At 70.7% G+C, this 20,533-nt stretch carries 18 protein-coding genes; 11 read left to right on the top strand and 7 right to left on the bottom strand.

Annotated elements, in window-relative coordinates; genetic code table 11:
* The first annotated feature begins 130 nt into the window (after positions 1-130).
* Together NH2_RS26885 and NH2_RS26880 are read left to right on the top strand one after the other, a co-directional pair.
* A complete protein-coding gene (locus tag NH2_RS26885; protein WP_067660418.1) occupies positions 131-1,963 on the top strand; it encodes an acyl-CoA dehydrogenase in 1,833 nt (610 codons plus the stop codon).
* 134 nt (positions 1,964-2,097) lie between these two features.
* The gene (locus tag NH2_RS26880; protein ID WP_067660414.1) at positions 2,098-3,195 is read left to right on the top strand and encodes a glycoside hydrolase family 183 protein; all 1,098 of its coding nucleotides are present in this window, start codon (positions 2,098-2,100) and stop codon (positions 3,193-3,195) included.
* Between the two features lie 71 nt (positions 3,196-3,266).
* Here the strand turns inward: NH2_RS26880 and NH2_RS29105 are convergent, their stop codons facing one another.
* Entirely contained in the window at positions 3,267-3,461 is a 195-nt protein-coding gene (locus tag NH2_RS29105) for a hypothetical protein (protein ID WP_157103993.1), read from the bottom strand.
* Between the two features lie 209 nt (positions 3,462-3,670).
* On the opposite strand from NH2_RS29105, the gene NH2_RS26875 reads away from it, so the two are divergent.
* Genes NH2_RS26875 through NH2_RS26865 form a run of 3 tightly spaced genes read left to right on the top strand, consistent with a single transcriptional unit; the run spans position 3,671 to position 6,518 of the window.
* On the top strand, positions 3,671-4,333 hold the full coding sequence (locus tag NH2_RS26875) for a response regulator (RefSeq protein ID WP_369690067.1): 663 nt from the start codon (positions 3,671-3,673) through the stop codon (positions 4,331-4,333).
* The gene (locus tag NH2_RS26870; RefSeq protein ID WP_067660411.1) at positions 4,300-5,475 is read left to right on the top strand and encodes a sensor histidine kinase; all 1,176 of its coding nucleotides are present in this window, start codon (positions 4,300-4,302) and stop codon (positions 5,473-5,475) included. Before NH2_RS26875 ends, NH2_RS26870 begins: the two co-directional genes overlap by 34 nt.
* The gene (locus tag NH2_RS26865; RefSeq protein WP_067660409.1) at positions 5,472-6,518 is read left to right on the top strand and encodes a DUF8320 family protein; all 1,047 of its coding nucleotides are present in this window, start codon (positions 5,472-5,474) and stop codon (positions 6,516-6,518) included. Before NH2_RS26870 ends, NH2_RS26865 begins: the two co-directional genes overlap by 4 nt.
* Before the next feature lie 52 nt (positions 6,519-6,570).
* Here the strand turns inward: NH2_RS26865 and NH2_RS29100 are convergent, their stop codons facing one another.
* Both NH2_RS29100 and NH2_RS26855 read right to left on the bottom strand, forming a co-directional pair.
* Positions 6,571-6,936 carry a hypothetical protein gene (locus NH2_RS29100; protein WP_067660406.1) on the bottom strand — a complete coding sequence of 122 codons (366 nt, stop codon included), beginning with the start codon at positions 6,934-6,936 and terminating at the stop codon, positions 6,571-6,573.
* Between the two features lie 300 nt (positions 6,937-7,236).
* On the bottom strand, positions 7,237-9,168 hold the full coding sequence (locus tag NH2_RS26855; protein WP_084505933.1) for a VanW family protein: 1,932 nt from the start codon (positions 9,166-9,168) through the stop codon (positions 7,237-7,239).
* A 1,135-nt stretch (positions 9,169-10,303) separates the two neighbouring features.
* Here NH2_RS26855 and gnd point away from each other — a divergent pair.
* The 3 genes from gnd (at position 10,304) to NH2_RS26840 (ending at position 12,853) form a co-directional block, all read left to right on the top strand.
* Positions 10,304-11,332, top strand: coding sequence for a phosphogluconate dehydrogenase (NAD(+)-dependent, decarboxylating) (gnd, locus tag NH2_RS26850; RefSeq protein WP_067660532.1), 1,029 nt, complete (start codon positions 10,304-10,306; stop codon positions 11,330-11,332).
* A 151-nt stretch (positions 11,333-11,483) separates the two neighbouring features.
* A complete protein-coding gene (locus NH2_RS29570; RefSeq protein WP_067660403.1) occupies positions 11,484-11,681 on the top strand; it encodes a helix-turn-helix domain-containing protein in 198 nt (65 codons plus the stop codon).
* A complete protein-coding gene (locus tag NH2_RS26840; protein ID WP_067660400.1) occupies positions 11,678-12,853 on the top strand; it encodes a type II toxin-antitoxin system HipA family toxin in 1,176 nt (391 codons plus the stop codon). The genes NH2_RS29570 and NH2_RS26840 overlap by 4 nt, the downstream gene beginning before the upstream one ends.
* A 58-nt stretch (positions 12,854-12,911) precedes the next feature.
* Here NH2_RS26840 and NH2_RS26835 read toward each other — a convergent pair whose 3' ends face one another.
* Positions 12,912-14,210, bottom strand: coding sequence for an acetyl-CoA C-acetyltransferase (locus NH2_RS26835; protein ID WP_067660397.1), 1,299 nt, complete (start codon positions 14,208-14,210; stop codon positions 12,912-12,914).
* Between the two features lie 108 nt (positions 14,211-14,318).
* On the opposite strand from NH2_RS26835, the gene NH2_RS26830 reads away from it, so the two are divergent.
* Positions 14,319-15,683 carry a 3-oxoacyl-ACP reductase gene (locus tag NH2_RS26830; RefSeq protein WP_067660394.1) on the top strand — a complete coding sequence of 455 codons (1,365 nt, stop codon included), beginning with the start codon at positions 14,319-14,321 and terminating at the stop codon, positions 15,681-15,683.
* Positions 15,680-16,558, top strand: coding sequence for a MaoC family dehydratase (locus NH2_RS26825; RefSeq protein WP_439951795.1), 879 nt, complete (start codon positions 15,680-15,682; stop codon positions 16,556-16,558). The genes NH2_RS26830 and NH2_RS26825 overlap by 4 nt, the downstream gene beginning before the upstream one ends.
* A 142-nt stretch (positions 16,559-16,700) precedes the next feature.
* On the opposite strand, the gene NH2_RS26820 is transcribed toward NH2_RS26825, so the two are convergent.
* The 3 genes from NH2_RS26820 to NH2_RS26810 form a co-directional block, all read right to left on the bottom strand.
* The gene (locus NH2_RS26820; protein ID WP_067660391.1) at positions 16,701-17,810 is read right to left on the bottom strand and encodes a DUF5685 family protein; all 1,110 of its coding nucleotides are present in this window, start codon (positions 17,808-17,810) and stop codon (positions 16,701-16,703) included.
* Between the two features lie 8 nt (positions 17,811-17,818).
* Entirely contained in the window at positions 17,819-18,418 is a 600-nt protein-coding gene (locus NH2_RS26815; protein ID WP_067660388.1) for a TetR/AcrR family transcriptional regulator, read from the bottom strand.
* Between the two features lie 90 nt (positions 18,419-18,508).
* Positions 18,509-19,660 (bottom strand): glycoside hydrolase family 3 N-terminal domain-containing protein, encoded by a 1,152-nt coding sequence (locus NH2_RS26810; RefSeq protein ID WP_067660385.1) that lies wholly within the window; start codon positions 19,658-19,660, stop codon positions 18,509-18,511.
* A gap of 326 nt (positions 19,661-19,986) precedes the next feature.
* Between NH2_RS26810 and NH2_RS26805 the strand changes: the two genes are divergently transcribed.
* Positions 19,987-20,526 (top strand): MSMEG_0572/Sll0783 family nitrogen starvation response protein, encoded by a 540-nt coding sequence (locus tag NH2_RS26805; protein ID WP_157103992.1) that lies wholly within the window; start codon positions 19,987-19,989, stop codon positions 20,524-20,526.
* Positions 20,527-20,533 lie beyond the last annotated feature (7 nt).

Below are 20,533 nucleotides of genomic sequence, written 5' to 3'. Positions count from 1 at the left end.
CGACCCATTCCACTTTGCTACGTCATTACCAGCCAGTAATATGGAGAGTAAGTTACCCGCGAGTAGCTGCAACATGGGCGGGAACGGCAGACAACCGACCGCACCAACTCAACGGAGAGTGAGTACCGACATGGGTCACTACAAGAGCAATATCCGCGACCTGGAGTTCAACCTCTTCGAGGTCCTCGGCCTGGAATCGCTGCTGGAGACCGGCGCGTGGGGCGACCTGGACGCCGACACCGTGCGCGAGATGCTCGCCGAGGTGCGCCGCCTCGCCGAGGGGCCGCTCGGCGAATCCTTCGCCGAGTCGGACCGCAACCCCCCGACCTTCGATCCCGAGACCCACACCGTGCACCTGCCGGAGCCCTTCAAGAAGAGCTACCGCGCACTGCAGGACGGCGGCTGGGACCGCCTCGGCGTACCGGAGGAGCTCGGCGGCCTGCCGATGCCGCGCGCCGCCTACTGGGCCTTCGCCGAGCTGATCCTCGGTGCACAGCCCGCCGCCTTCATGTACGCCGCGGGCGCCAACTTCGCGCAGATCTTCGCCGCCAACGGCACGGACGAGCAGAAGGAATGGGCGAAGCTCATCGCCGAGCAGGGCTGGGGCTCCACCATGGTGCTCACCGAGCCGGACGCCGGCTCCGACGTCGGCGCAGGCCGCACCAAGGCGATCCAGCAGGAGGACGGCTCCTGGCACATCGAGGGCGTCAAGCGCTTCATCACCAACGGCGACTCCGACGACCTCTTCCCGAACATCATGCACCTGGTGCTGGCCCGCCCCGAGGGCGCGGGGCCCGGCACCAAGGGGCTCTCGCTCTTCTTCGTGCCCAAGTTCCACTTCGACCCGCAGACCGGTGAGCGCGGCGAGCGCAACGGCGTCTTCGTGACCGGGCTGGAGCACAAGATGGGGCTCAAGGCCTCCTCCACCTGCGAGGTGACCTTCGGCGGGCACGGCGTCCCGGCCAAGGGCTGGCTGGTCGGCGAGGTGCACAACGGCATCGCGCAGATGTTCAACGTCATCGAGCACGCCCGCATGATGGTGGGCACCAAGGCCATCGCCACCCTCTCCACCGGCTACCTGAACGCGCTCGACTACGCCAAGCAGCGCGTCCAGGGCGCCGACCTGACCAAGATGGCCGACAAGGCCGCGCCCCGCGTCACCATCACCCACCACCCCGACGTGCGCCGCAGCCTGATGATGCAGAAGGCGTACGCCGAGGGGCTGCGCGCGGTCTACCTCTACACCGCCGCGCACCAGGATGCCGCGCTCGCCGAGCGGATCTCCGGCGCGGACGCCGATCTCGCCGCCCGGGTCAACGACCTGCTGCTGCCGATCGTCAAGGGCGTCGGCTCGGAGCGCGCCTACCAGTACCTGACCGATTCGCTGCAGACCCTCGGCGGCTCCGGCTTCCTGCAGGACTACCCGATCGAGCAGTACATCAGGGACGCCAAGATCGACTCCCTGTACGAGGGCACCACCGCCATCCAGGCGCAGGACTTCTTCTTCCGCAAGATCGCCCGCGACCGCGGCGTCGCGCTCGGCCACGTGGCCGGGCAGGTGCAGAAGTTCATCGACTCGGAAGCGGGCAACGGCCGGCTCAAGGGCGAGCGCAAGCTGCTCGCTACCGCGCTGGAGGACGTGCAGGCCATGGCCGCCACCCTCACCGGGCACCTGATGGCCGCCCAGGAGAACTCGGCCGAGCTGTACAAGGTCGGGCTCGGCTCGGTGCGCTTCCTGCTCGCCGTCGGCGACCTGCTCATCGGCTGGCAGCTGCTGCGCCAGGCCGAGCTGGCGATCGCCGCGCTGGACAGCGGGGCGGGCAAGGACGAGGCGTTCTACACCGGCAAGGTCGCCGTCGCGCAGTTCTTCGCGCGCAACGTGCTGCCGGAGCTGACCGCCACCCGCGCCATCCTGGCCACCCTGGACACCGAGATCATGGAGCTCGACGAAGCGGCGTTCTGATTCGCGTTCAGCTGCTCGGCAACGGCCCGGTTCACCCCGGGCCGTTGTCGTTTCCGGGTGCGCCCCCTTCCCAATCCGGGGACAGCAGGCAGAATGGGCCACGCCGACCCGGCTACGCAGAAGGGACCGCCTGGATGAAACGCTCGCTGTCAGCCCTGGTCACGGCTGGTGCGCTGGCCCTGACGCTGTCCGTCACCGGCGGTGCGCCCGCCGGGGCCGACCCGAACAACGTCAACCCCATCCCCGGCATGAACGGCCAGCCGCGCGGCCTGCCGAAGCTGCCGGGGCAGACCGAGGCGGTCTTCCAGGTCACCGGGATGGACAGCCCGAACCGCACCGAGCAGTACAACATGCTCGGCACCGACCTCGGCGTCATGTGGGACGGCGCCGGCACGCTCTTCACCGCCTTCGGCGACAGCGCCGGGCTCGGCTTCCCGAACCTGCTCGCGGGCAGCATGTGGGCCTGGACCAGCAATGCGCTCGCCCGCTCCGGCAACCACGACCCGGCGAGCGGGCTGCGCTTCGACAGCTTCGTGCCGAATCCGCTGCCCAGCCCCAAGATCCCCGGCATCGAGATCAGCCTGATCCCGACCGCAGGCGTCGCCGTCGGCGGCGACCAGTACCTGAGCATGATGTCGGTGCGCGAGTGGGGCGATCACGGCAAGTGGGACACCAACTTCGCCACCCTCGCCGTCTCGCACGACCACGGCCAGACCTGGCAGCAGCTCACCACCACGCGCCGGGCCAATGTCGACGGCCACGAGCGCTTCCAGCAGAACGCCTTCCTGAAGCGGGACGGCTTCGTCTACCGCTACGGCACCCCGGGCGGCCGGAACAACCCCGGCTTCGTCTCCCGGGTGCGCGAGCCGGAGATCGCGAATATCGACGCCTACGAGTACTGGGACGGGAAGGAGTGGAAGCTCAACGATCCGCTCGCCTCCGCCCCGATCGTCGGCGGCGTCGCCGAGCTCTCGGTGAACTGGAGCGGCTACCTCGGCAAGTACGTCATGACCACCACCGACCCCACCAACTCGGTGGTCGCGCGCACCGCCGACGCGCCGGAGGGGCCGTGGAGCGAGCCGCGCGTGCTGATCGACACCCGCGACCTGCCCAGCGCCTACGCCCCGATGATCTGGCCCTACCAGACCGGCGACGACCTGTACTACCTGCTCACCGTGCACAACCAGTACAACGTGCTGCTCATGCGCACCCCGCTGGACGTGCTGCGCTGAACGCGCGGTGCCGACCGCACTGAATCGGCCCGTCGCGGGGAGCTCCGCGACGGGCCGATCTGCGTCGCGGGTCAGCCGATGCCGCTGTCCGCGCCGCCGCCGGTGGAGGAGCCGGTGCCGAGCAGGCCGAGCAGCGCGGTGAGGATCACCGTCAGGCTGTCACCCTGGCTGGGCGGCGGCGTGGCGGGGGTGGCGGAGGCCGGCCCGGCGCCGAACATCAGCGCGGTGGCGGCAAGCACGGTGACAGCGGCGGCACGTACTTTCATGGAGCGATCCCATCTTCCGATCTGAAACGGCGTCGTTTCGCCGTCCGTCCGGACTGTCTACCAGAGTTCCGGTGCCAACAGACCGGTTTGTCGAGATGTGAATCGAGACACTTCCGGTTTGATTCTTGTCCGTTGCTGTCCGGTACCGCTGTTCATTTCGTCAGGAGACCCTAAGATCGGGGCCCACTAGGGGATCAAAGGGGAAAAGTTTGTCGGTCGATGAACGGATACCGGTGCGGATCGGCGTCGTCGAGGATCACGCCGTCATGGTGGCCGGGCTGCGGATCATCCTCGCCCCGCACCCCGAGCTACGCATCGAGGCCGCCGCGGACACCGTCAAAGAGCTACTGACCCAGCGGGTTCCGCTGGACCTGGTCATTCTCGACCTGCGGCTGAACGACGGCTCGTCGCCGGGCGACAATGTGAACCGGCTGCGCGCGGCCGGGCTGCGCACCCTGGTCTACACCTCCGGCGAGGACCCGTACCTCATGCGCGCCGCGGCACGGGCGGGCGTCGGCGGCATGGTGCTCAAATCCGAGCCGCCCGAGCGGGTGGTCGAGGCGGTGCGCGCCGCCGCCCGCGAGGACGGCGAGCTCGGCACCGAACTGGCGCTCGCCATCGACGGCGACGAGGATTTCGCCGTCGACCTGCCGCCGCAGCTGCGCCAGGTGCTCGAGCTCTACGCCTCCGGCGAGACCGCGGCCAGGGTCGCGCACCTCATGGATATCGCCGAGGACACCGTCACCGAATACCTCAAGCGCATCCGCCGCAAGTACGAGGCCGCGGGGCGCCCCTCCGGAAACCGCGCCGAACTGCTGAAACGAGCCGTGGAGGACGGATGGCTACCGATCCCGCGCCGCCGGGGGAGATGAGCACCGAACTGCGCATGAAGCGGCTCTTCGCCCGCTTCGTCGCCTTCGGCTACCTGGCGTACTTCCTGGTGCTCGCCTCGGACATCGCGGAGAGCGCGCGCCCGACCGCCGACTGGTGGCTGCCGCTCGCCGTGCTGTCGGTCTTCGCGCCCGCGCTCGGCCTCGTCGTGGCCGCCGCCCCCGAACGCCCCGACCGGCTCGGGCTCGCGGTCTCGGCCGCCGCCGCCGGATTCCTGCTCGCCGTCGCCACCTGGCCGCTGGCCTGGAACGGCCGCGAGGTCGATATCGACCACGGCGTCTGGCTTTCGACGGTCCCCGGGCTGCCCGCGCTCGCCGTCGCCATCGTCTGGCCGCCGCTGCCGACCGTCGCGCTGCTCGCGGTGGCCACCGTCGGCGCGCAGCTGATCAATGCCGTGCTCCGGGTGGACCCGCCGAACCCGTTCGTCGAGATCCCCTGGTCCTTCTCCTTCACCCTGCTCTATACCTGCGCCGCGCTCATGGCCCTGCGCACCGCCCGGCTGCTCGACCGCACCCGCTCGTCGGCCGAGGCCACCGCGGCGACCGCATCGGCGCGCGAGGCCCAGCAGGTCGAGCGGGCGCGGATCGACGGGCTCACGCACGACTGGGTGATGAGCGCACTGCTCGCCGTCGCCCGCACGCCGGAGGACCCCGGCGTGGTGCGGCAGGCCGAGGAGGCGATCCGGCAGGTCGAGCAGCTGCGCTCCGGGGGGCTCAGCGACGCGCCCTTCGACGCGGAAGCCGCTGCCGCGCATCTGCGTTCGGCCGCGGCGGCCGTCGACGCGCAGCTCGGCATCGAGCTGGAGGTGGCGGTGGCGAGCTCGTACCCGGCCGAGGTGGTGCGGGCCATGGGGGCCGCGCTGGCCGAGGCGCTGCGGAACAGCCTGCGGCACGCGGGATCCGATGCCGACCGGGCCGTGGCGCTGCGGTTCGAGCCGCGGGCGCTCACCGCCGTGGTGACCGATGACGGGCGCGGTTTCGACCCCGCCGCTGTCCCGCCGGAGCGGCTCGGGGTGAGCGTCGGCATTCAGGGGCGCATGCGGCAACTGCCCGGCGGGGCCGCCGCGGTGACCTCCGCGCCGGGGATCGGGACCAGTGTCCGGCTCACCTGGCAGGCGGCATGAGCCCCGCCGTGAGCGGTGACGCCTGGCAACTGCTCGGTGCCCGCACCTGGGTGGCCTGGGTGCTGACCGGGTGCTATCTGCTGGCCACGGTCGCGCTGCCGCTCGCCTCGTTCGACACGTACACCCGGTGCTGGCCCGTCGTCGGCGCCGTGCTGCTCTTCGTCCTGGCCGGGGTCGTTCTCGTCGCCACCCCCGGTGATCCCATGCCGCTCTGGGCCACCGTGGTGCTCGTGGTGGCGTGCCCCGCGGCGTGCGCACTGCAGTTCAGCGCGTTCTCGTTGCCGCTGCAGACGCCGCACCAGCTGTGGCCCGTCGGGGCTTCCATCGTGCCGTACACGTTTCTCTGCGTGCGCCGCCGGATCGTGGCCGGGTGGATCGGCGGGGTTTCGCTCACCCTCGTCTGCCTCGGGTGGACCACGCTCACCGGGCAGTCGGCGGGCAAGGCCATCTCCATCTCGGTGCTGAATGCCGGGCCGCTCATGATGAGCACGCTTTTCGCGGTCACCGTCGTCCCCGCCGCGGACACGATCTATCGGCTGCGGGCCGAGAACACGCGGCGGGCCGCCGCTGATGCCGCCGCCGGTGCGGCGCTCGCTGTCCGGGATGCGCGGTTGCGGCGGTTGGATCGGTTGGTTCGTCCGGCGTTGGATCGGATAGCCGCCGGGCCGCCGTTCCTCGATTCGGAGGTTGCCGAGTTCTTGGTGCTCGAGGCGCATTTGCGGGACACACTGCGGGCGCCCGGGTTGGTGGGGGCGGAGTTGGATGCCGCTGTGCGGGCGGCCCGGGAGCGGGGGGTTCGAGTGCGGCTGCACGACGATGGCGGGCTCACCGGCACCGATCCCCTTGTGCGGGAGCGGATTCACCGGCGGATCGTCGAAGAGTTGGGTGGTGTCACCGATGGTGTGGTGACGGTGCGGATTCTGCCACCCGGGCGGCGGCGAGCCGTCACCATGGTGAGTTCCGCGACCGAGGCGGTGCGGCGGCTGGATCTCGGCCGCGATGGAGTCGCCCTCCAGCCCGCCGACAGCGCGCCATCCTCGTGATTTCGCGCCGCCTGCCGCGGGGGCCCTCCGCGGCAGGCGAGGCGCGCCGTCTCTACTCGGGGGTGGTGCCCGTGGGCTCGCTCTCCGCGGAGCCGGTGATCAGCGCCTGAATGAGGGCGGGGAGGCCCTCGGCGGAGCCGGTGCCGGGCTCGTCGTCCTGGATGGGCGTCGCGGCCGAGGTGGTGCCCGCGCCGGCGCCCCCACCGGCGCCCGCGCCCCCACCGGCGCCCGCGCCCCCACCGGCGCCCGCGCCGGCATCCGCGGAGCCGGTGGAGAGGAGTTCGATCAGCGCGGGCAGCGCCTCGGCCGAACCGGTCCCGGGGGTCTCCGGATCCTGCGCGGCCGCCATCCCGCTACCCGCGATCGCGATGCCCGCCGCAGCGGCGAGCGCGAAACCGAACGAACGAATCTTGGTCATTTCTTGTGCCCCTCGAAGGTTGCCCTGAACGCCCGCCGTGTGCGGGCGACGAGCTTTTCTACCACGAAGTTCCGATTAAAAAGCCAGCTCTTTCACCATCGATTGCGGGCAGATAACCAAAGGCTTCGGAATGAAATCTTCCAGATCGGCGAATCCCGCTTCTGTGCAAGCCGGATAAATCCTCCTACCAGCGGTTTTCCTACCCCGACCGAATCCGGGGGACTATAGGTAAGAAAACCGACTCGGAGTTCGCCGAGACGCGGCCCCGAAAATTCGTGGCCTTCCCCGGGGGGAAATCGGCTACTCCCCCTCTTTGTCCTCGTCCTTCTTCTCGCACTTGACCACCGGAACCGGGTCGTATTTCACGGTGCGGGTGTGCCGGGAGAGCTCCTGACCGGTCTTGGCATCGCGGATGATGCGGGTGTCGGAGATGGTGAAGCCGGGGGCGCCCGCGGAGGCGATGCAGTCCTTGCCCTCGGGGAGGGTGACGGTGGTCGGCTCGGTGGGTTTGGTGCGGTCGCCGGTGATGGATTCGACGTTCACGGTCTTGGTGCCCCAGAGCCGGACGGTGATATCCGAGCCGCCCGCGAGGGTTTCGATATAGATGCCGTTCTCGGTGTTGTTGCGGAACTGCAGATCGATGGCGCCGTCGAAGACGGTGGCTTCGCGGGCGGCGGGGTAGCGGGAGATGTAGTAGCTGTGCTCGGTGTGGCCCGCGTCCTCCATGCCGGCGAAGTACGCGGCGTTGTAGAGGGTGGTGGCGAACTGGCTGATGCCGCCGCCGACGGCGGTGCTCGGCCTGCCGTGGTCGATGATGCCGGATTCCACATACCCCTCGGCGGCGCCGCGGGGACCGGTGAATTCATTGAGCGAGAAGGTGTCGCCTGGCTTCACGACGGCGCCGTTCACCTTCGCGGCGACGGTGCGGATATTCACGCCCGAGGGGCCGCTGAAGCCGCTGGTGGTGAATTGGCCGACCGGTTCGACGATGCGCAGCGCCTCGGCGGCCTGCGTGGTGAGCTTCGGCTCGACCTTCTCGTACACGGCCTGACCGGTGCGGCCCTGGCCGGAGGCGACGGCGAGCGCGGCGAGCTGTTCCAGGGTCTTCGGCCAGTTCACCTTCTCGCCGACGACGGCGGGTACCACCCTGGCCGTGCCGCCGCCGACGGCGAACGTAGCGTCCTTCGGCTCCACCTCGGACTTGGCCAGCTGCGGGGCGAGCAGCCCGGTGAGCGCGGGCACGTCGAAGACGGGGGCGAGGCCGCCGGAGCCGTCCGGGACGAAGGTGAGGACGGTGGCGGTCTGGGCGGGGGTGAGCTCGGCGTCGCCGTCGCGGCCCGTGAACTGGATGGGGGCGCTCACGGCCGGCTCCGCGACGGCCCGCAGTGTCTCGTCCACGGCCTCGGGGCGCACGGTGAGGGGGGCGGGCATGACCGGGAGGTCGAGGGACTGCGCGGTCACCCAGCCGGCGAGCAGGGTGTCGCGGGCGCCGGCGCCGTCGAGCACCCGGCCCTGCACCGGGGGGACGCCGATCGGGCGGGTGCCGTCGAAGCGGATGGTGCCCTCGACGGTCGGGATGTCGTGCACCCGGATCTCGGTGAAGGTGCGGTCGAGCGCGGCCTCGTCCACGGCGGTGGCCATGGGGACCTCGCGGGTGGTGAAGAAGGAGGCGAGGCGGGTGAACGGGTTGGCCGGTTGGTCGCCGACCCCGGCCCAGGTGCCGTCCCAGTCGATCTCCAGGCCCGCGGCGGCGGGGACGATCTGCTCGCGGACGTCGGCGATGGTGAGGTCGAGCGGCTGGGTGGAGCGGGCCTCGAAGCGGGAGCGGAGGACGACGTCGGCCTTGGCGGTGTCCATGCCGCCGATATCGATGCCCGCGACGACGGTGCCGCGGGGGACCTGGCCGGAGGAGAGGAACCAGTCCGCCGCGTAGGCGAGGCCCGCGACGGCGAGTACCGCGCCCGCGGCTATGCCCGCTCTGCGGGCGGCGTTGGACTTGAGGAGGTCGGCGAAGGTTCGGTGTTGCGGGCGGGGGGCGCGCGGGTTGCCCCCGGGACGGGGGCGGGTGTCCGTGGTGCCCCTGGCGCGGGAGCCGACGGCCGCCGTGCCGTTGCGGGCGCCGTTGCGGGCGCCGCGCCGGGCGGTGGCGGGCCGTGGATCGCGGTCCTGGTATCCGGGCCCGTTCGAGCGCGGGCCGGAGTCGAAGCCGGATTCGTCACGGGCGCCCGGCATTGCGCCAGCACGGTTGCCGGGGCCCGCGTCGAAGCCGGACCGGCTGCCGGGGGCGGAGTCGGGACGGCCGCCAGGGGCGGAGTTGAAATCAGGACGACCGTCCGGCGCGAAATCGCCGTCGGGACGGCTGCGAGGGGCAGAGTCGAACTCGGGACGACCGCCGGCGGTGGAGTTGAAACCGGGACGACCGTCCGGCGCGAAATCGCCGTCGGGACGGCTGCTAGGGGCAAAGTCGCCGGTGGGACGGCTGCCAGGGGCGAAGTCGCCGGTGGGACGGCTGCCAGGGGCGAAGTCACGGTCGGGACGGCCCGGCGCGTAACCGTTCGGACGGCCGCCGGGAACGAGCGGGCCATCGGGCCGCGTACCGGGCACGGAGCCACCGTCACGGCGCCCGCCCGGACCGGCACCCCCACCGAGCTCGGACCGTCCATCCCCCTCCGGCTCCCCCCAGAAGGCGAACCCGGCCCCGGCACTGCGCACCGGCGCCCCGCGCGGCGGACTCTGCGGCGGGGCCGCGGCGCGCGGATTCCACGCCGCGAGCTCCTCGGTCTCCGGCTCACCGGGAATGGCGGGGCCGGCGCCCCGCCCGCGCGGCACCTGCGTCGGATCCCGATGATTGGCGAACTGCTCGGTTGGGTATTGATCGGTGGGTGACACCGGAGCGGAGGGAGCGGCACCCGGATTGGGCACCTGGGTACCTTCGAGGAGCCTGCGCAACCCCACTTCGGTCCCGGAACGGCGGTCGCGCCGCCCCGAACTCGACTCGTCGGTCACGAACGGTCCTCCCCGCTGGGATGCACTTGTCGGACCCGCACGGTGCGGATCCTCGCCCACGATAATGGGCCGCCCCGACGTCGGCAGCACGGGCGCACAGTGGCAAATCATCCGCAACGCCGGTGGCCGACACGCCGAAGGGCTCCGCGCAGTTGCCGGGTCGGGGGTCTGGCAACTACGCGGAGCCCACCTGCATATCGGCACCCCACACGGGGCGTTACACCCGGGCGCGAAATTTCTTCGGGTTCTCGCGATCGCACCGGCGTGCGAGTTCCCGCCCCCGCGCGGAAGAATCGAGGCCACGACCCCCGTGGTCGTCGCAGCGCGGATACCGGCACCGAGCAACGAGGAGTGGAACGGCATGCAGCTGGGAATGATCGGCCTTGGCCGGATGGGGGCGAACATCGTCCGCCGGGTCGTCGCGGACGGGCACACCGCCGTCGGTCTCGACAAGCAACGCAGCAACATCGAGGCGCTCACCGGCGAGCTCGGCGCCGACTTCGTCGGGACCACCGAATTGGCCGACTTCGTCGGTGCGCTGTCGGCGCCGCGGGTGGTGTGGGTGATGATCCCGGCCGGCGCGACCAGCGCCGTCATCGACCAGGTCGCCGAGTTCCTGGAGCCGGGCGACATCGTCATCGACGGGGGCAACAGCCGGTACCACGAGGACATCGTGCGGGCCGCGAAGCTGCAGCCGCTCGGGCTGCACTACGTGGATATCGGCACCTCGGGCGGGATCTTCGGCCGCACCCGCGGGTTCTGTCTGATGATCGGCGGCGAGGCGGAGGCGGTCGCGCACCTGGACCCGCTGCTGAAGTCGATCGCGCCCGGTTTCGAGACCGCCGAGCGGACGCCGGGGCGCACCGGTGCGCCCGCGCCCGCCGAGCAGGGGTACCTGCACTGCGGTCCGGCCGGGGCGGGGCACTTCGTGAAGATGGTGCACAACGGGATCGAGTACGGGGCGATGGCGGCGTACGCCGAGGGGCTGAACATCCTGCACCGGGCGAACCTCGGCACGGTCGACCCCGGGGAGTTCTCCGCCGAGGAGACGCCGCTGGAGCGGCCCGAGCTGTACCGGTACGACCTGGACGTGCCGGAGATCACCGAGGTGTGGCGGCGCGGGTCCGTCGTCGCCTCCTGGTTGCTCGATCTCACCGCCGCGGAGTTGCACGGCGATCCGAATCTGGACGCGTTCGGGGGGCGGGTCTCCGATTCCGGGGAGGGGCGGTGGACGCTCGATGCCGCCATCGACACCGGGGTTCCGGTACCGGTCCTCGCCTCGGCGTTGTTCGCGCGGTTCTCCTCGCGGGGGGAGGCGCAGTATGCGGACAAGGTGCTCTCCGCCATGCGGAAGGCGTTCGGGGGGCATGAGGAGTTGGCGGGGGGCTGATTCGGCAGAATTCTGCCGAAATGACCGGTTACACGAGATTCGACCCCCGGAAACCGGTGAATCGGTTGAATTCTGCCGATTCGGCGTGCGATGGTTCCCCGAAGGGCCGTCAGCAAGGAAATCAGCAGGATTTTGCCGATCGGGAGGGCACGTGTCGGTGCGGGAGATCGGCAGCGCCATTCGCGCTGCCCGGCGCCGGTATCAGCTGACCCAGGAGCAGCTGGCGGAACTCGCGGGCACCTCGACCCGCACGATCCGGGAGATCGAGCACGGCACCGGCTCGACCGGCATCGGCACCGTCGCCGCGGTGGCGGGAACGGTGGGCCTCACGATCGGCATCGTCGAATGAGCGATCTCCAGCACCTGCGGCACGTCACCGCGGCCGACGTTGTCAAGGCGGGCCGCCGCGCCGCCCGGCTCACCCGGACTCCGGACGGCGGTATCGACTTCGGCTACCACCCCGACTACCTCCAGGGCGGCGAGCCGATCGCCTTCACCCTCCCGACCGGGCCGCAAATACTGCACAACCCGGCCGGGGCGGTGCCCGCGTTCTTCGCGGGGTTACTGCCGGAGGGACGGCGCCTCACGGTCCTGCAGCGAGCGGTGAAGACGAGCGCGGACGACGAGCTCAGCCTGCTGCTCGCCGTGGGCACAGACGCCCCCGGCGACGTGCAGGTGGTACCCGCCGGGCAGCGCCCCGCCGATACGCCCGCGTTGATCCAGGGCGCGACCCCGGCAGAGCTGGAGTTCGGCAAGCTGCTCGATTCCGTCGACCCGCACGCCATCCCGGGCGTGCAGCCCAAGGCCAGCGCCTCGATGATCAGCCTTCCGCTGACCACCCACCACGGCAGCTTCATCCTGAAACTGCCGCAGCCGGAGTATCCGCACCTGATCGAGAACGAGTGCGCACACCTGCGAGCCGCGCACGACCTGCGCATACCGGTCGCGAGAGCCGAGCTGGTGACCGATCGCACCGGCACCACCGGACTGCTGGTCCGCCGCTTCGACCGGACCGCCGAATCCGGTCGCCTGGCCTTCGAGGACGCCGGCCAGGTGCTCGGCCTGCCACCGGCATCCAAGTACCTACCCGAGAGCGCCGCCGTCGTGCGCGCACTGTCCGGCGTCACCGCTGCACCCGCGGTCGCGGTGCGGAACCTGTACCTGCAGTTCTTCTTCGCCTGGCTGACCGGCAACGGCGATCTGCACGCCAAGAACGTCGGCGTACTCCGTGCCGCCGACGGCAGCTGGGCGGTAGCGCCGATCTACGACATCCCGAGCACCCTGATCTACGACGATGACGCCATGGCGCTCCCGATCGCGGGCCGCACCCGCAATCTGCTCGCCAGGGACTGGATCGCCTTCGCCGCCGACATCGGACTCGCCGAGCGGGCCGCCGCTTCTGCCAGGACCATTGCGCGGCGCGCGGCCGAGGCTGTCGACCACCTCCCCTTCACCGGGTCACCCCTGCGCCGTCTCGAACGCGAACTACGAGCCCGCCGCTCCGAGCTGGACCGCTTCTGATGCAACGAAAACGGCACCCGGGCGGAAACCCGGGTGCCGCAACGAGAAAGGCGAGGAGCTAGCGCTCGATGATCGCCACCACTCCCTGCCCACCGGCAGCACAGATGGAGACCAGCGCCCGGCCCCCACCGTTCTCCGCGAGCAACTTGGCGGTCGAGGCCACGATCCGCCCGCCGGTGGCAGCGAACGGATGCCCCGCGGCCAGCGAGGAACCGTTCACATTGAGCTTGCTGCGATCGATCGACCCGAGCGCACCGTCCAACCCGAGCCGCTCCTTGCAGTACGCGTCCGACTCCCAGGCGGCGAGGGTGCAGAGCACCACGGAGGCGAAGGCCTCGTGGATCTCGTAGTAGTCGAAGTCCTGCAGGGTGAGCCCGTTGCGGGCCAGTAGCCGGGGGACGGCGTAGGTGGGGGCCATGAGCAGGCCGTCGGGGCCGTGGATGTAGTCGACGGCGGCGACCTCGCTGTCCACCAGGTGCGCGAGCACGGGCAGGTTGCGCTCGGCGGCCCACTCCTCGCTGGAGAGCAGCACCGCCGACGCGCCGTCGGTGAGCGGGGTGGAGTTGCCCGCGGTCATCGTGGCGCCGCCCGCCTTGACGCCGAAGACCGGCTTCAGGGTGGCGAGCTTCTCGACCGTGGAGCCGGGGCGCAGGTTGTCGTCCCTGGTCAGGCCGAGGAAGGGGGTGATGAGGTCGTCGAAGAAGCCGCGATCGTAGGCGGCGGCCATGTTCTTGTGCGAGAGGTAGGCCAGCTCGTCCTGCGCCTCGCGGGCGATGCCGAACTCCTTCGCCGTGATGGCGGCGTGCTCGCCCATGGAGAGGCCGGTGCGCGGCTCGGCATTGCGCGGGATCTCGATGCCGACCATCCCCGGGCGCAGCCTGCCGACCAGCTTGGCGCGATCGGCGCCGGTCTTGGCGCGGTTGATGTCGAGCATCCACTCGCGCAGCCCCTCGCTGACGCCGATGGGGGCGTCCGAGGTGGTGTCGGTGCCGCCGCCGATGCCCGCCTCGATGCGGCCGAGCGCGATGGCGTCGCCGACGGTGACCACGGCCTGCAGGCCGGTGCCGCAGGCGAGCTGCAGGTCGTGCGCGGGGGTGTAGGGCGAGAGGGTGCTGCCGAGCACGCTCTCCCGGATCAGGCTGTGCTCGCCGACCCGCTTGAGCACCGCGCCGCCCGCCACCATGCCGAGCCGCTCGCCCTGCAGCCCGAACCGGCTCACCAGCCCGTCCAGCGCGGCGGTGAACATGTCCTGGTTCGAGGCGTGCGCATAGGCCCTGTCGGAACGGGCAAACGGAATGCGGTTGCCGCCCACGATCGCGACCGGGCGCGTGGACGTGTTCTTGGCTGAGGTGGTCACTCGTGTCTCCCCGTCGTGGTCGGTGTTTACACTAAACTTACTCTGGAGTAAGTTATTTGTCGACACAGCACCCCAGCACGCCGACACCCGAGAGAATAGGTAGGAACAGTGGCCAAGTCCTCTGCCGCAAAAGGTGCGCCCAACCTCTACGGCTCCTTCGTCCACTCCGGTCCGGGCAAGTTCCTGGCGGGCAAGCTGGGGCTGCCGCAGCCGGAGGCGCTGCGCCGCTACCAGCCGGGTGAGCCGGCGCTGCCTGGCCCGGTGCTGCTCGGCGGCAAGGGCCGGGTAGCCGAGCCGATCCGCGCGCTGCTCACCGACTACACCTTCGCCGACACGCTCGCCCAGGGCACCAAGTACGGCGCGCTGGTCTTCGACGCCACCGGCATCGGCACGGTCGAGGAGCTGTCGCAGCTCTTCGAGTTCTTCCAGCCGGCCATGCGCAGCATCGCGCCCTCCGGCCGGGTGCTGGTCATCGGCACCACCCCGGAGCTGACCGCGTCGGCCGACGAGCAGATCGCGCAGCGCGCGCTGGAGGGCTTCACCCGCAGCGTCGGCAAGGAGCTGCTCCGCGGCGGCACCGCGCAGCTGGTCTACCTGCACCCGGAAGCGTCCCCCGCCGCGACCGGGCTGGAGTCCACGCTGCGCTTCGTGCTCTCGGCCAAGTCGGCCTTCGTGGACGGCCAGGTCATCCGGGTGGGCAAGGACGACGCGGCGGTCACCGGGCTGGACTGGGATCGGCCGCTGGCGGGCAAGGTCGCCGTGGTCACCGGTGCGGCGCGGGGGATCGGCGCCACCATCGCCGAGGTCTTCGCGCGGGACGGCGCCACCGTGATCGTGGCCGACATCCCGGCCGCGGGCGAGGCGCTCTCGCAGACCGCGAACAAGGTCGGCGGCACCGCGCTGGCGCTGGACGTCACCGCGCCGGACGCCGCCGAGAAGCTGGCCGAGTTCGTCACCGGCCGCTTCGGCAAGCTCGACATCATCGTGCACAACGCCGGCATCACCAGGGACAAGCTGCTCGCCAATATGGACGAGGGCCGCTGGAACGCCGTCATCAACGTCAACCTCGCTGCGCCGCACCGGATCACCGAGGGCTTGGTGGCGCGGGGCGCGCTCGCCGAGGGCGGCCGGGTGATCGATGTCTCCTCGATCGCGGGCATCGCGGGCAACCGCGGTCAGACCAACTACGGCGCCTCCAAGGCGGGCGTGATCGGCATGGTGAACGCCGAGGCGCCGAAGCTGGCCGAGAAGGGCATCACCATCAACGCGGTGGCGCCCGGCTTCATCGAGACCGCCATGACCGCGGCCATCCCGGTCGCCACCCGCGAGGGCGGGCGGCTGCTCAGCTCGCTGCTGCAGGGCGGCCAGACCGTCGACGTCGCGGAGGCCATCGCCTACTTCGCCTGCCCGGCCTCGAACGCGGTGAACGGCAATATCCTCCGCGTCTGCGGCCAGGCGATGATCGGAGCGTGACGGTGCCCGTGCGCACAGGGACCGACGTGATCACCATCGACCAGCCGAGGTCGAACGGCAGCCTGTACCTGAAGGCGGCGCTCGGCGCGGTGCCGCTCGGCAAGCGCGGCTCGGCCATCCCGGACCGCGCGATCAAGCTGGACGGCCTGCGGGTCGATCCGGAGCACCTGGCCGCGTACTGCCGGGCCACCGGGCTGCGCTTGCGCGACGCGCTGCCGCTGACCTACCCGTTCATCCTCACCTTCCCGGTGGTGATGCAGCTGGTGGTGGCGCGCGACTTCCCGTTCGTCGCGGTCGGCGCGGTGCACGCGGAGAACCTGATCGAGCGGGCGAGGGACATCTCGGTCGCCGAGCCGCTGGACGTCACCGCGCACATCGAGAATCTGCGCGAGCACCCGAAGGGGCTGCTGGTCGACGCGATCAGTGAGATCAGCGTGGGGCGCGAGCTCGTGTGGCGACAGGTCACGACCTTCCTGCACCAGCAGCGCACCTCGCTCTCCGGCGGACCGAAGGGCGAGCCGAAGCCGGACGAGGTTCCGCCGCCGCCGCTGCTCACCTGGCGGCCGGATCAGCAGCAGATCAACCGGTACGCGGCCGCCTCCGGTGACCGCAACCCGATTCACGTCTCCGCACTCGGCGCCAAGGCGTTCGGGTTCCCGCGGCCGATCGCGCACGGGATGTGGTCGGCGGCCAAGATTCTCGGTGCGGTCGAGGGGCGGGTGCCGGGGAAGGTGGCGTACGCGGTGAAGTTCGGGAAGCCGATTCTGCTGCCCTCGTCGGTGAATGTGTACGCGGACAAGGTCGAGGGTGGGTGGGATCTCGCCCTGCGGCACCCGAAGAAGGGGTATCCGCACCTGACCGGCACGCTGCGCTGAGTCTTCGCCGCTTCGGGCGGCGGGAATGTCGAAGGGCCGCACCTCCCAGGGGGGAGGTGCGGCCCTTCGCATTCGGTGAGTTGCGGCCGGGGGCGGCGGCTTCACGTCAGGACAGGCCAGGGGCGGCGCGATTCCGGGCGGGTCAGCAGTTGCAGTCGCAGCAATCGCAGTCGCAGCAGCAGTTGCTGCAGTCGCAGCACTCGCAGGCGTCGCCGCAGTCCATGCGGGAGAGCCAGGAATTCTTGCGCTCGCCGCTGCACGGGCGCCGGTGCGAGGCGAAACAGGCGTAGCCGGTGGGGTATTGAAAAAGCAGGCCGATTCCCTCCAGCAGCCCGGGCTTCGGGGCGGGGGCCTGCGGGAAGACGGCGACCGGGTTGTGCCGCGGCCGCCGCCTGGCGTGCAGCACGCCGAGTTCGTGGCCGAGGCGGTGCAGCAGCCCCTCGAGCGGGTCGAGCAGCACCCAGCGCACGGTCGGGGTGGTGTCGAGCCCGGCGTCGGTGATGGCGGTGTGCAGGCCGCGCTCGGCCTCGCGCATGGCGCGGTAGGCCTCGACGCGGGTGGTTCCGGTGGCGGCGAGCGGGTTGAACTTGCCTGCGGCGAGGTCGTCGTCGAGGTCCTCGACGGCGTCGGCGAGGTGGGCCAATGCGCCGAAGTGGCGACCGGTCGCGCGCAGCGCTTCGGCGTTCTCCGGCTTGCCCGCCAGCACGGCGGTGTGCGCGGTGAGCTCGCCCGCGCAGAAGGCGCTGGGCGCGAGCAGGTCCTCCAGCGTGAGCTGGGAGTGCGATTCCAGGGCGGACTGTTCGGCGATGGCCATGACCATCGGACCGATGTCGAGCCCGATCGAATCCGCCTGGAGCGCGGCCCGCCTGGCCCAGCGGCCGGAGACCGCGGCGACCGGCCGCCTGGCCCCGCGCCGGATGTCGCCGTCGCGGACGTGGTCCTCCAGCTTGGCCGAGCCGAGCAGCAGCGAGGCCGTACTCGCCAGCCGCACCCCCGGCGACACAGCCACCTCGGCCTTCCGCATACCGCGCAGCGCGCACGGCCCGACCCCGCTGCGGGCCGGGACGGCGGGCGACTGCGCCTCGGTGAGCACGGTCAGCGCCATGGCGTCGGTGTTGGTCGCGGTCCGGGCGAGCTGCCCGTGCTCGTCGCGCAGCCCGAGGCAGAGCCCGCAGAGCTGGGCATACCACTCGCCGGGGGCTATCCCGTGCCTGACCGCGCCGTGCGCACACGGCGTGAGGACTCCGAACATCGCAACCTCTACTCGGACTTCTTGCGGCCCGCCAGACCGCGCCAGGCCAGGTCGTCGAGGAGGTCGACGGCCTCGGCGACCTCGATGCGGCCCCCGGCGACGCGGTCGGCGATGGCCTCGCCCGCACCGATCACGGCTGCGGCGACAATATCGAAGTTGGTGCCCGGTTCGGCATACCTGGCGCTGGATTCCAGCAGCTTCGCGGTGAGTTCGATGACCCGCTCCCTGGCGTTCTCGATCTCGGAGGCGAAGGACTCCTGCCCGATCGCCTGCCGGTAGAGCACCTGCCAGGATTTGCGGTTGCTGTCCACGAAGCCGAGGAAGCCCTCCAGCGCGGTGCGGAGCTGCTCGTGCGGAGTGAGCTGGGGATTTCCCGCCGGCGCGACGGATTCGATGAAGCGCAGCCCCTCGCGCTGGATGCAGGCACGGAAGAGCTCGTCCTTGGAGCCGTAGTAGAGGTAGAGCATGGGCTTGGAGATCTGCGCCTCGGCGGCGATGGCATCCATCGAGGTGTCGTGGAAGCCCTTCCGCGCGAATACCTCGACCGCGGCGTCCAGCATCTGCTGCTCCCGTACCGCCCGAGGGAGCCGCTTCGTTCCGCCCGCCATCCACTCTCTCCTACCACATGGTGAGGCTCTTATATTACTCCAAGGTAAGTTCGCGCCGACCCGGAATAGCCCAGCATTCGCCGGGTGCGCTCAGCAGGCCGGAAGCGCGCCCTTGTAGGCGGCCATGCGCAAAACCGAGGCATCGACCCGGGAAATCGGCAGCGTACCCGCGGCGACGGCCTGCTCCAGCCGGTCGAGCACGGACGGGACGGCGTCGGTGCTGATCCACAGCGCATTGTCGGCACCGGCGACCAGGGCCGCCTCGACGGCGTCCTCGATCGACATGCGGTCGGTGATGGCTGCCATGCCGCCGAGGTCGTCGGTGAAGATCGGGCCGGTGAACGGAGCGGCGCCGTAGCCGGTGCCGGTGCGCAGCAGCTGCATGACCTGGGGGCTGATGCTGGCGGGGACGTTCGCGGTGGTCAGCCCGGGCACGTCCAGGTGGCCGATCATGACGCCGAGGCCGGAGCCGACCAGGTTGCGGAACGGCACCAGGTCGCTGGCCTGCAGCTGGGCGAAGGGCGGGGTGCGCACGGCGCCGGTGTGCGAATCGCCGGAGCCGGAGCCGTGGCCGGGGAAGTGCTTGAGCACGCCGCCGACGCCGGTCTCGTGCAGCGCGCGGATGTAGGCGTCGGCGTAGACGGTGACCTGCTCCGGGTCGTCGGAGAACGAGCGGTCGCCGATCACGGTGTCGTCCGGCTGGCTGCTCACGTCGACGTCGGGGGCGAAGTTCACGGTGACGCCGAGGTCGCGCAGCTTGGTGAGGCGCTGCACCGAGGCGGCGTAGAACTCGTCGGGGGACATGGTCTGCGCGACCACGCGGGCGGACGGCGCGGGGCCGATCAGGTCCTTCACCCGGGAGACGCGGCCACCCTCCTCGTCGATGGTGACCATGAGCGGGATCGGCGAGGCCGCCTTGACCGGGTTGATCTGGCCGCCCGCGAGCAGCGCGCGGTCGGTCCAGCCGCCGATGAAGATGCCGCCGATCTGCTCGCTGCGCACCACGTTCGCCGCGTCCGCGGCGTCGGTGACGCCGACGGTGAGCAGCTGGGCCAGCTTCTGCCTGGTGCTGAGGGTGGCGAGGAACTCGGCGCCGCAGTCGCGGGCGACGGTGGTGGCCGTCGCCGGCGCGGGGGCAGGGGCGGAGGTGGTGGTCTCGGTGGCGGTGCGGGTGACATCGCCGCTCGAGCAGGCGGTGGTGAGCGCGGCGACGAGGGCGAGCAGCAGCAGGGGTCTCCGCATGGGGGTTCACGGTAGCGGGGGGTGCCGCGGGGGTTCGCGGCGGGTGGATTGCGGGAGTGTTTCGCGGTGTGTTCCGGGCGTGACACGGGTCGGCGGGGTGCGCCGGGGAGGTGTTTCGTGGTCATTTCAGGCACAGCGCACCGGTTCCCGCCTCCCGCAGTAGGTGTTCGGTAAAGCGTTGCTGCGCAATGCTTTACGGGTATTCCCGAGGCTGGGATTCGGTGAGAAAGCAGACATGCGCACTTGTTCCCGAGGTAACCATTCGGCAATACCGCGCTCGTGTACTCGATGTCATCCCGAAACGCCCTATTCCCCGAGGAGACCCGGTGTCCGCACCCACCACCACCGATATCGACAAGGCCATCGAGGCGAATATCGCCGCGTCGCTGGCGGAGATCCCGCACCCGGCGCTGCCGAAGGGCAGCAATATCTACGGCGCCACCAAGATCTTCCCGGACTACAAGGCGGAGGCGGGCGAGACCTACTTCACCCTGGTGCACGGCATCGCGCACGAGTCGTCGGTGAGCTTCGTCGCGATCCTGCAGGCCACGCGGGCGCTGCGCAAGGGGTTCGAGTCGGCCATCTACTTCTACGGGCCCGGCGCCATCAATGCCATCGCCACCCGCGGCTTCCCGACCACCGGGGACAGCGGCTTCCCGGGCGAGCAGAACATCAACGACGCGCTGGCGACCTTCATCAAGGAGGGCGGCAAGGTGTTCGCCTGCCGGTTCGGGCTGGCGCTGCACGGCGCGCGCGAGGAGGACCTGATCGAGGGCGTCATTCCGGCGCACCCGCTGGATGTGCAGGACGCGCTCATCCACTACGCCCGCAAGGGCGCCATCATCAACTCCACCTACCAGCTGTAGGGGCCGG

The organism is Nocardia harenae NBRC 108248 (assembly GCF_001612885.1).
Lineage (GTDB): Bacteria > Actinomycetota > Actinomycetes > Mycobacteriales > Mycobacteriaceae > Nocardia > Nocardia harenae.
This window is presented reverse-complemented; position numbering and strand designations above follow the sequence as displayed.

What these genes read in the sequence shown, in the direction of transcription:
- NH2_RS26885 (WP_067660418.1), top strand. Translation starts at nt 131, where the DNA reads ATGGGTCACTACAAGAGCAATATCCGCGACCTGGAGTTCAACCTCTTC.
- NH2_RS26880 (WP_067660414.1), top strand. Translation starts at nt 2,098, where the DNA reads ATGAAACGCTCGCTGTCAGCCCTGGTCACGGCTGGTGCGCTGGCCCTG.
- NH2_RS29105 (WP_157103993.1), bottom strand. Translation starts at nt 3,461, where the DNA reads ATGAAAGTACGTGCCGCCGCTGTCACCGTGCTTGCCGCCACCGCGCTG.
- NH2_RS26870 (WP_067660411.1), top strand. Translation starts at nt 4,300, where the DNA reads ATGGCTACCGATCCCGCGCCGCCGGGGGAGATGAGCACCGAACTGCGC.
- NH2_RS26865 (WP_067660409.1), top strand. Translation starts at nt 5,472, where the DNA reads ATGAGCCCCGCCGTGAGCGGTGACGCCTGGCAACTGCTCGGTGCCCGC.
- NH2_RS29100 (WP_067660406.1), bottom strand. Translation starts at nt 6,936, where the DNA reads ATGACCAAGATTCGTTCGTTCGGTTTCGCGCTCGCCGCTGCGGCGGGC.
- NH2_RS26855 (WP_084505933.1), bottom strand. Translation starts at nt 9,168, where the DNA reads ATGCCGGGCGCCCGTGACGAATCCGGCTTCGACTCCGGCCCGCGCTCG.
- gnd (WP_067660532.1), top strand. Translation starts at nt 10,304, where the DNA reads ATGCAGCTGGGAATGATCGGCCTTGGCCGGATGGGGGCGAACATCGTC.
- NH2_RS26840 (WP_067660400.1), top strand. Translation starts at nt 11,678, where the DNA reads ATGAGCGATCTCCAGCACCTGCGGCACGTCACCGCGGCCGACGTTGTC.
- NH2_RS26820 (WP_067660391.1), bottom strand. Translation starts at nt 17,810, where the DNA reads ATGTTCGGAGTCCTCACGCCGTGTGCGCACGGCGCGGTCAGGCACGGG.
- NH2_RS26815 (WP_067660388.1), bottom strand. Translation starts at nt 18,418, where the DNA reads ATGGCGGGCGGAACGAAGCGGCTCCCTCGGGCGGTACGGGAGCAGCAG.
- NH2_RS26810 (WP_067660385.1), bottom strand. Translation starts at nt 19,660, where the DNA reads ATGCGGAGACCCCTGCTGCTGCTCGCCCTCGTCGCCGCGCTCACCACC.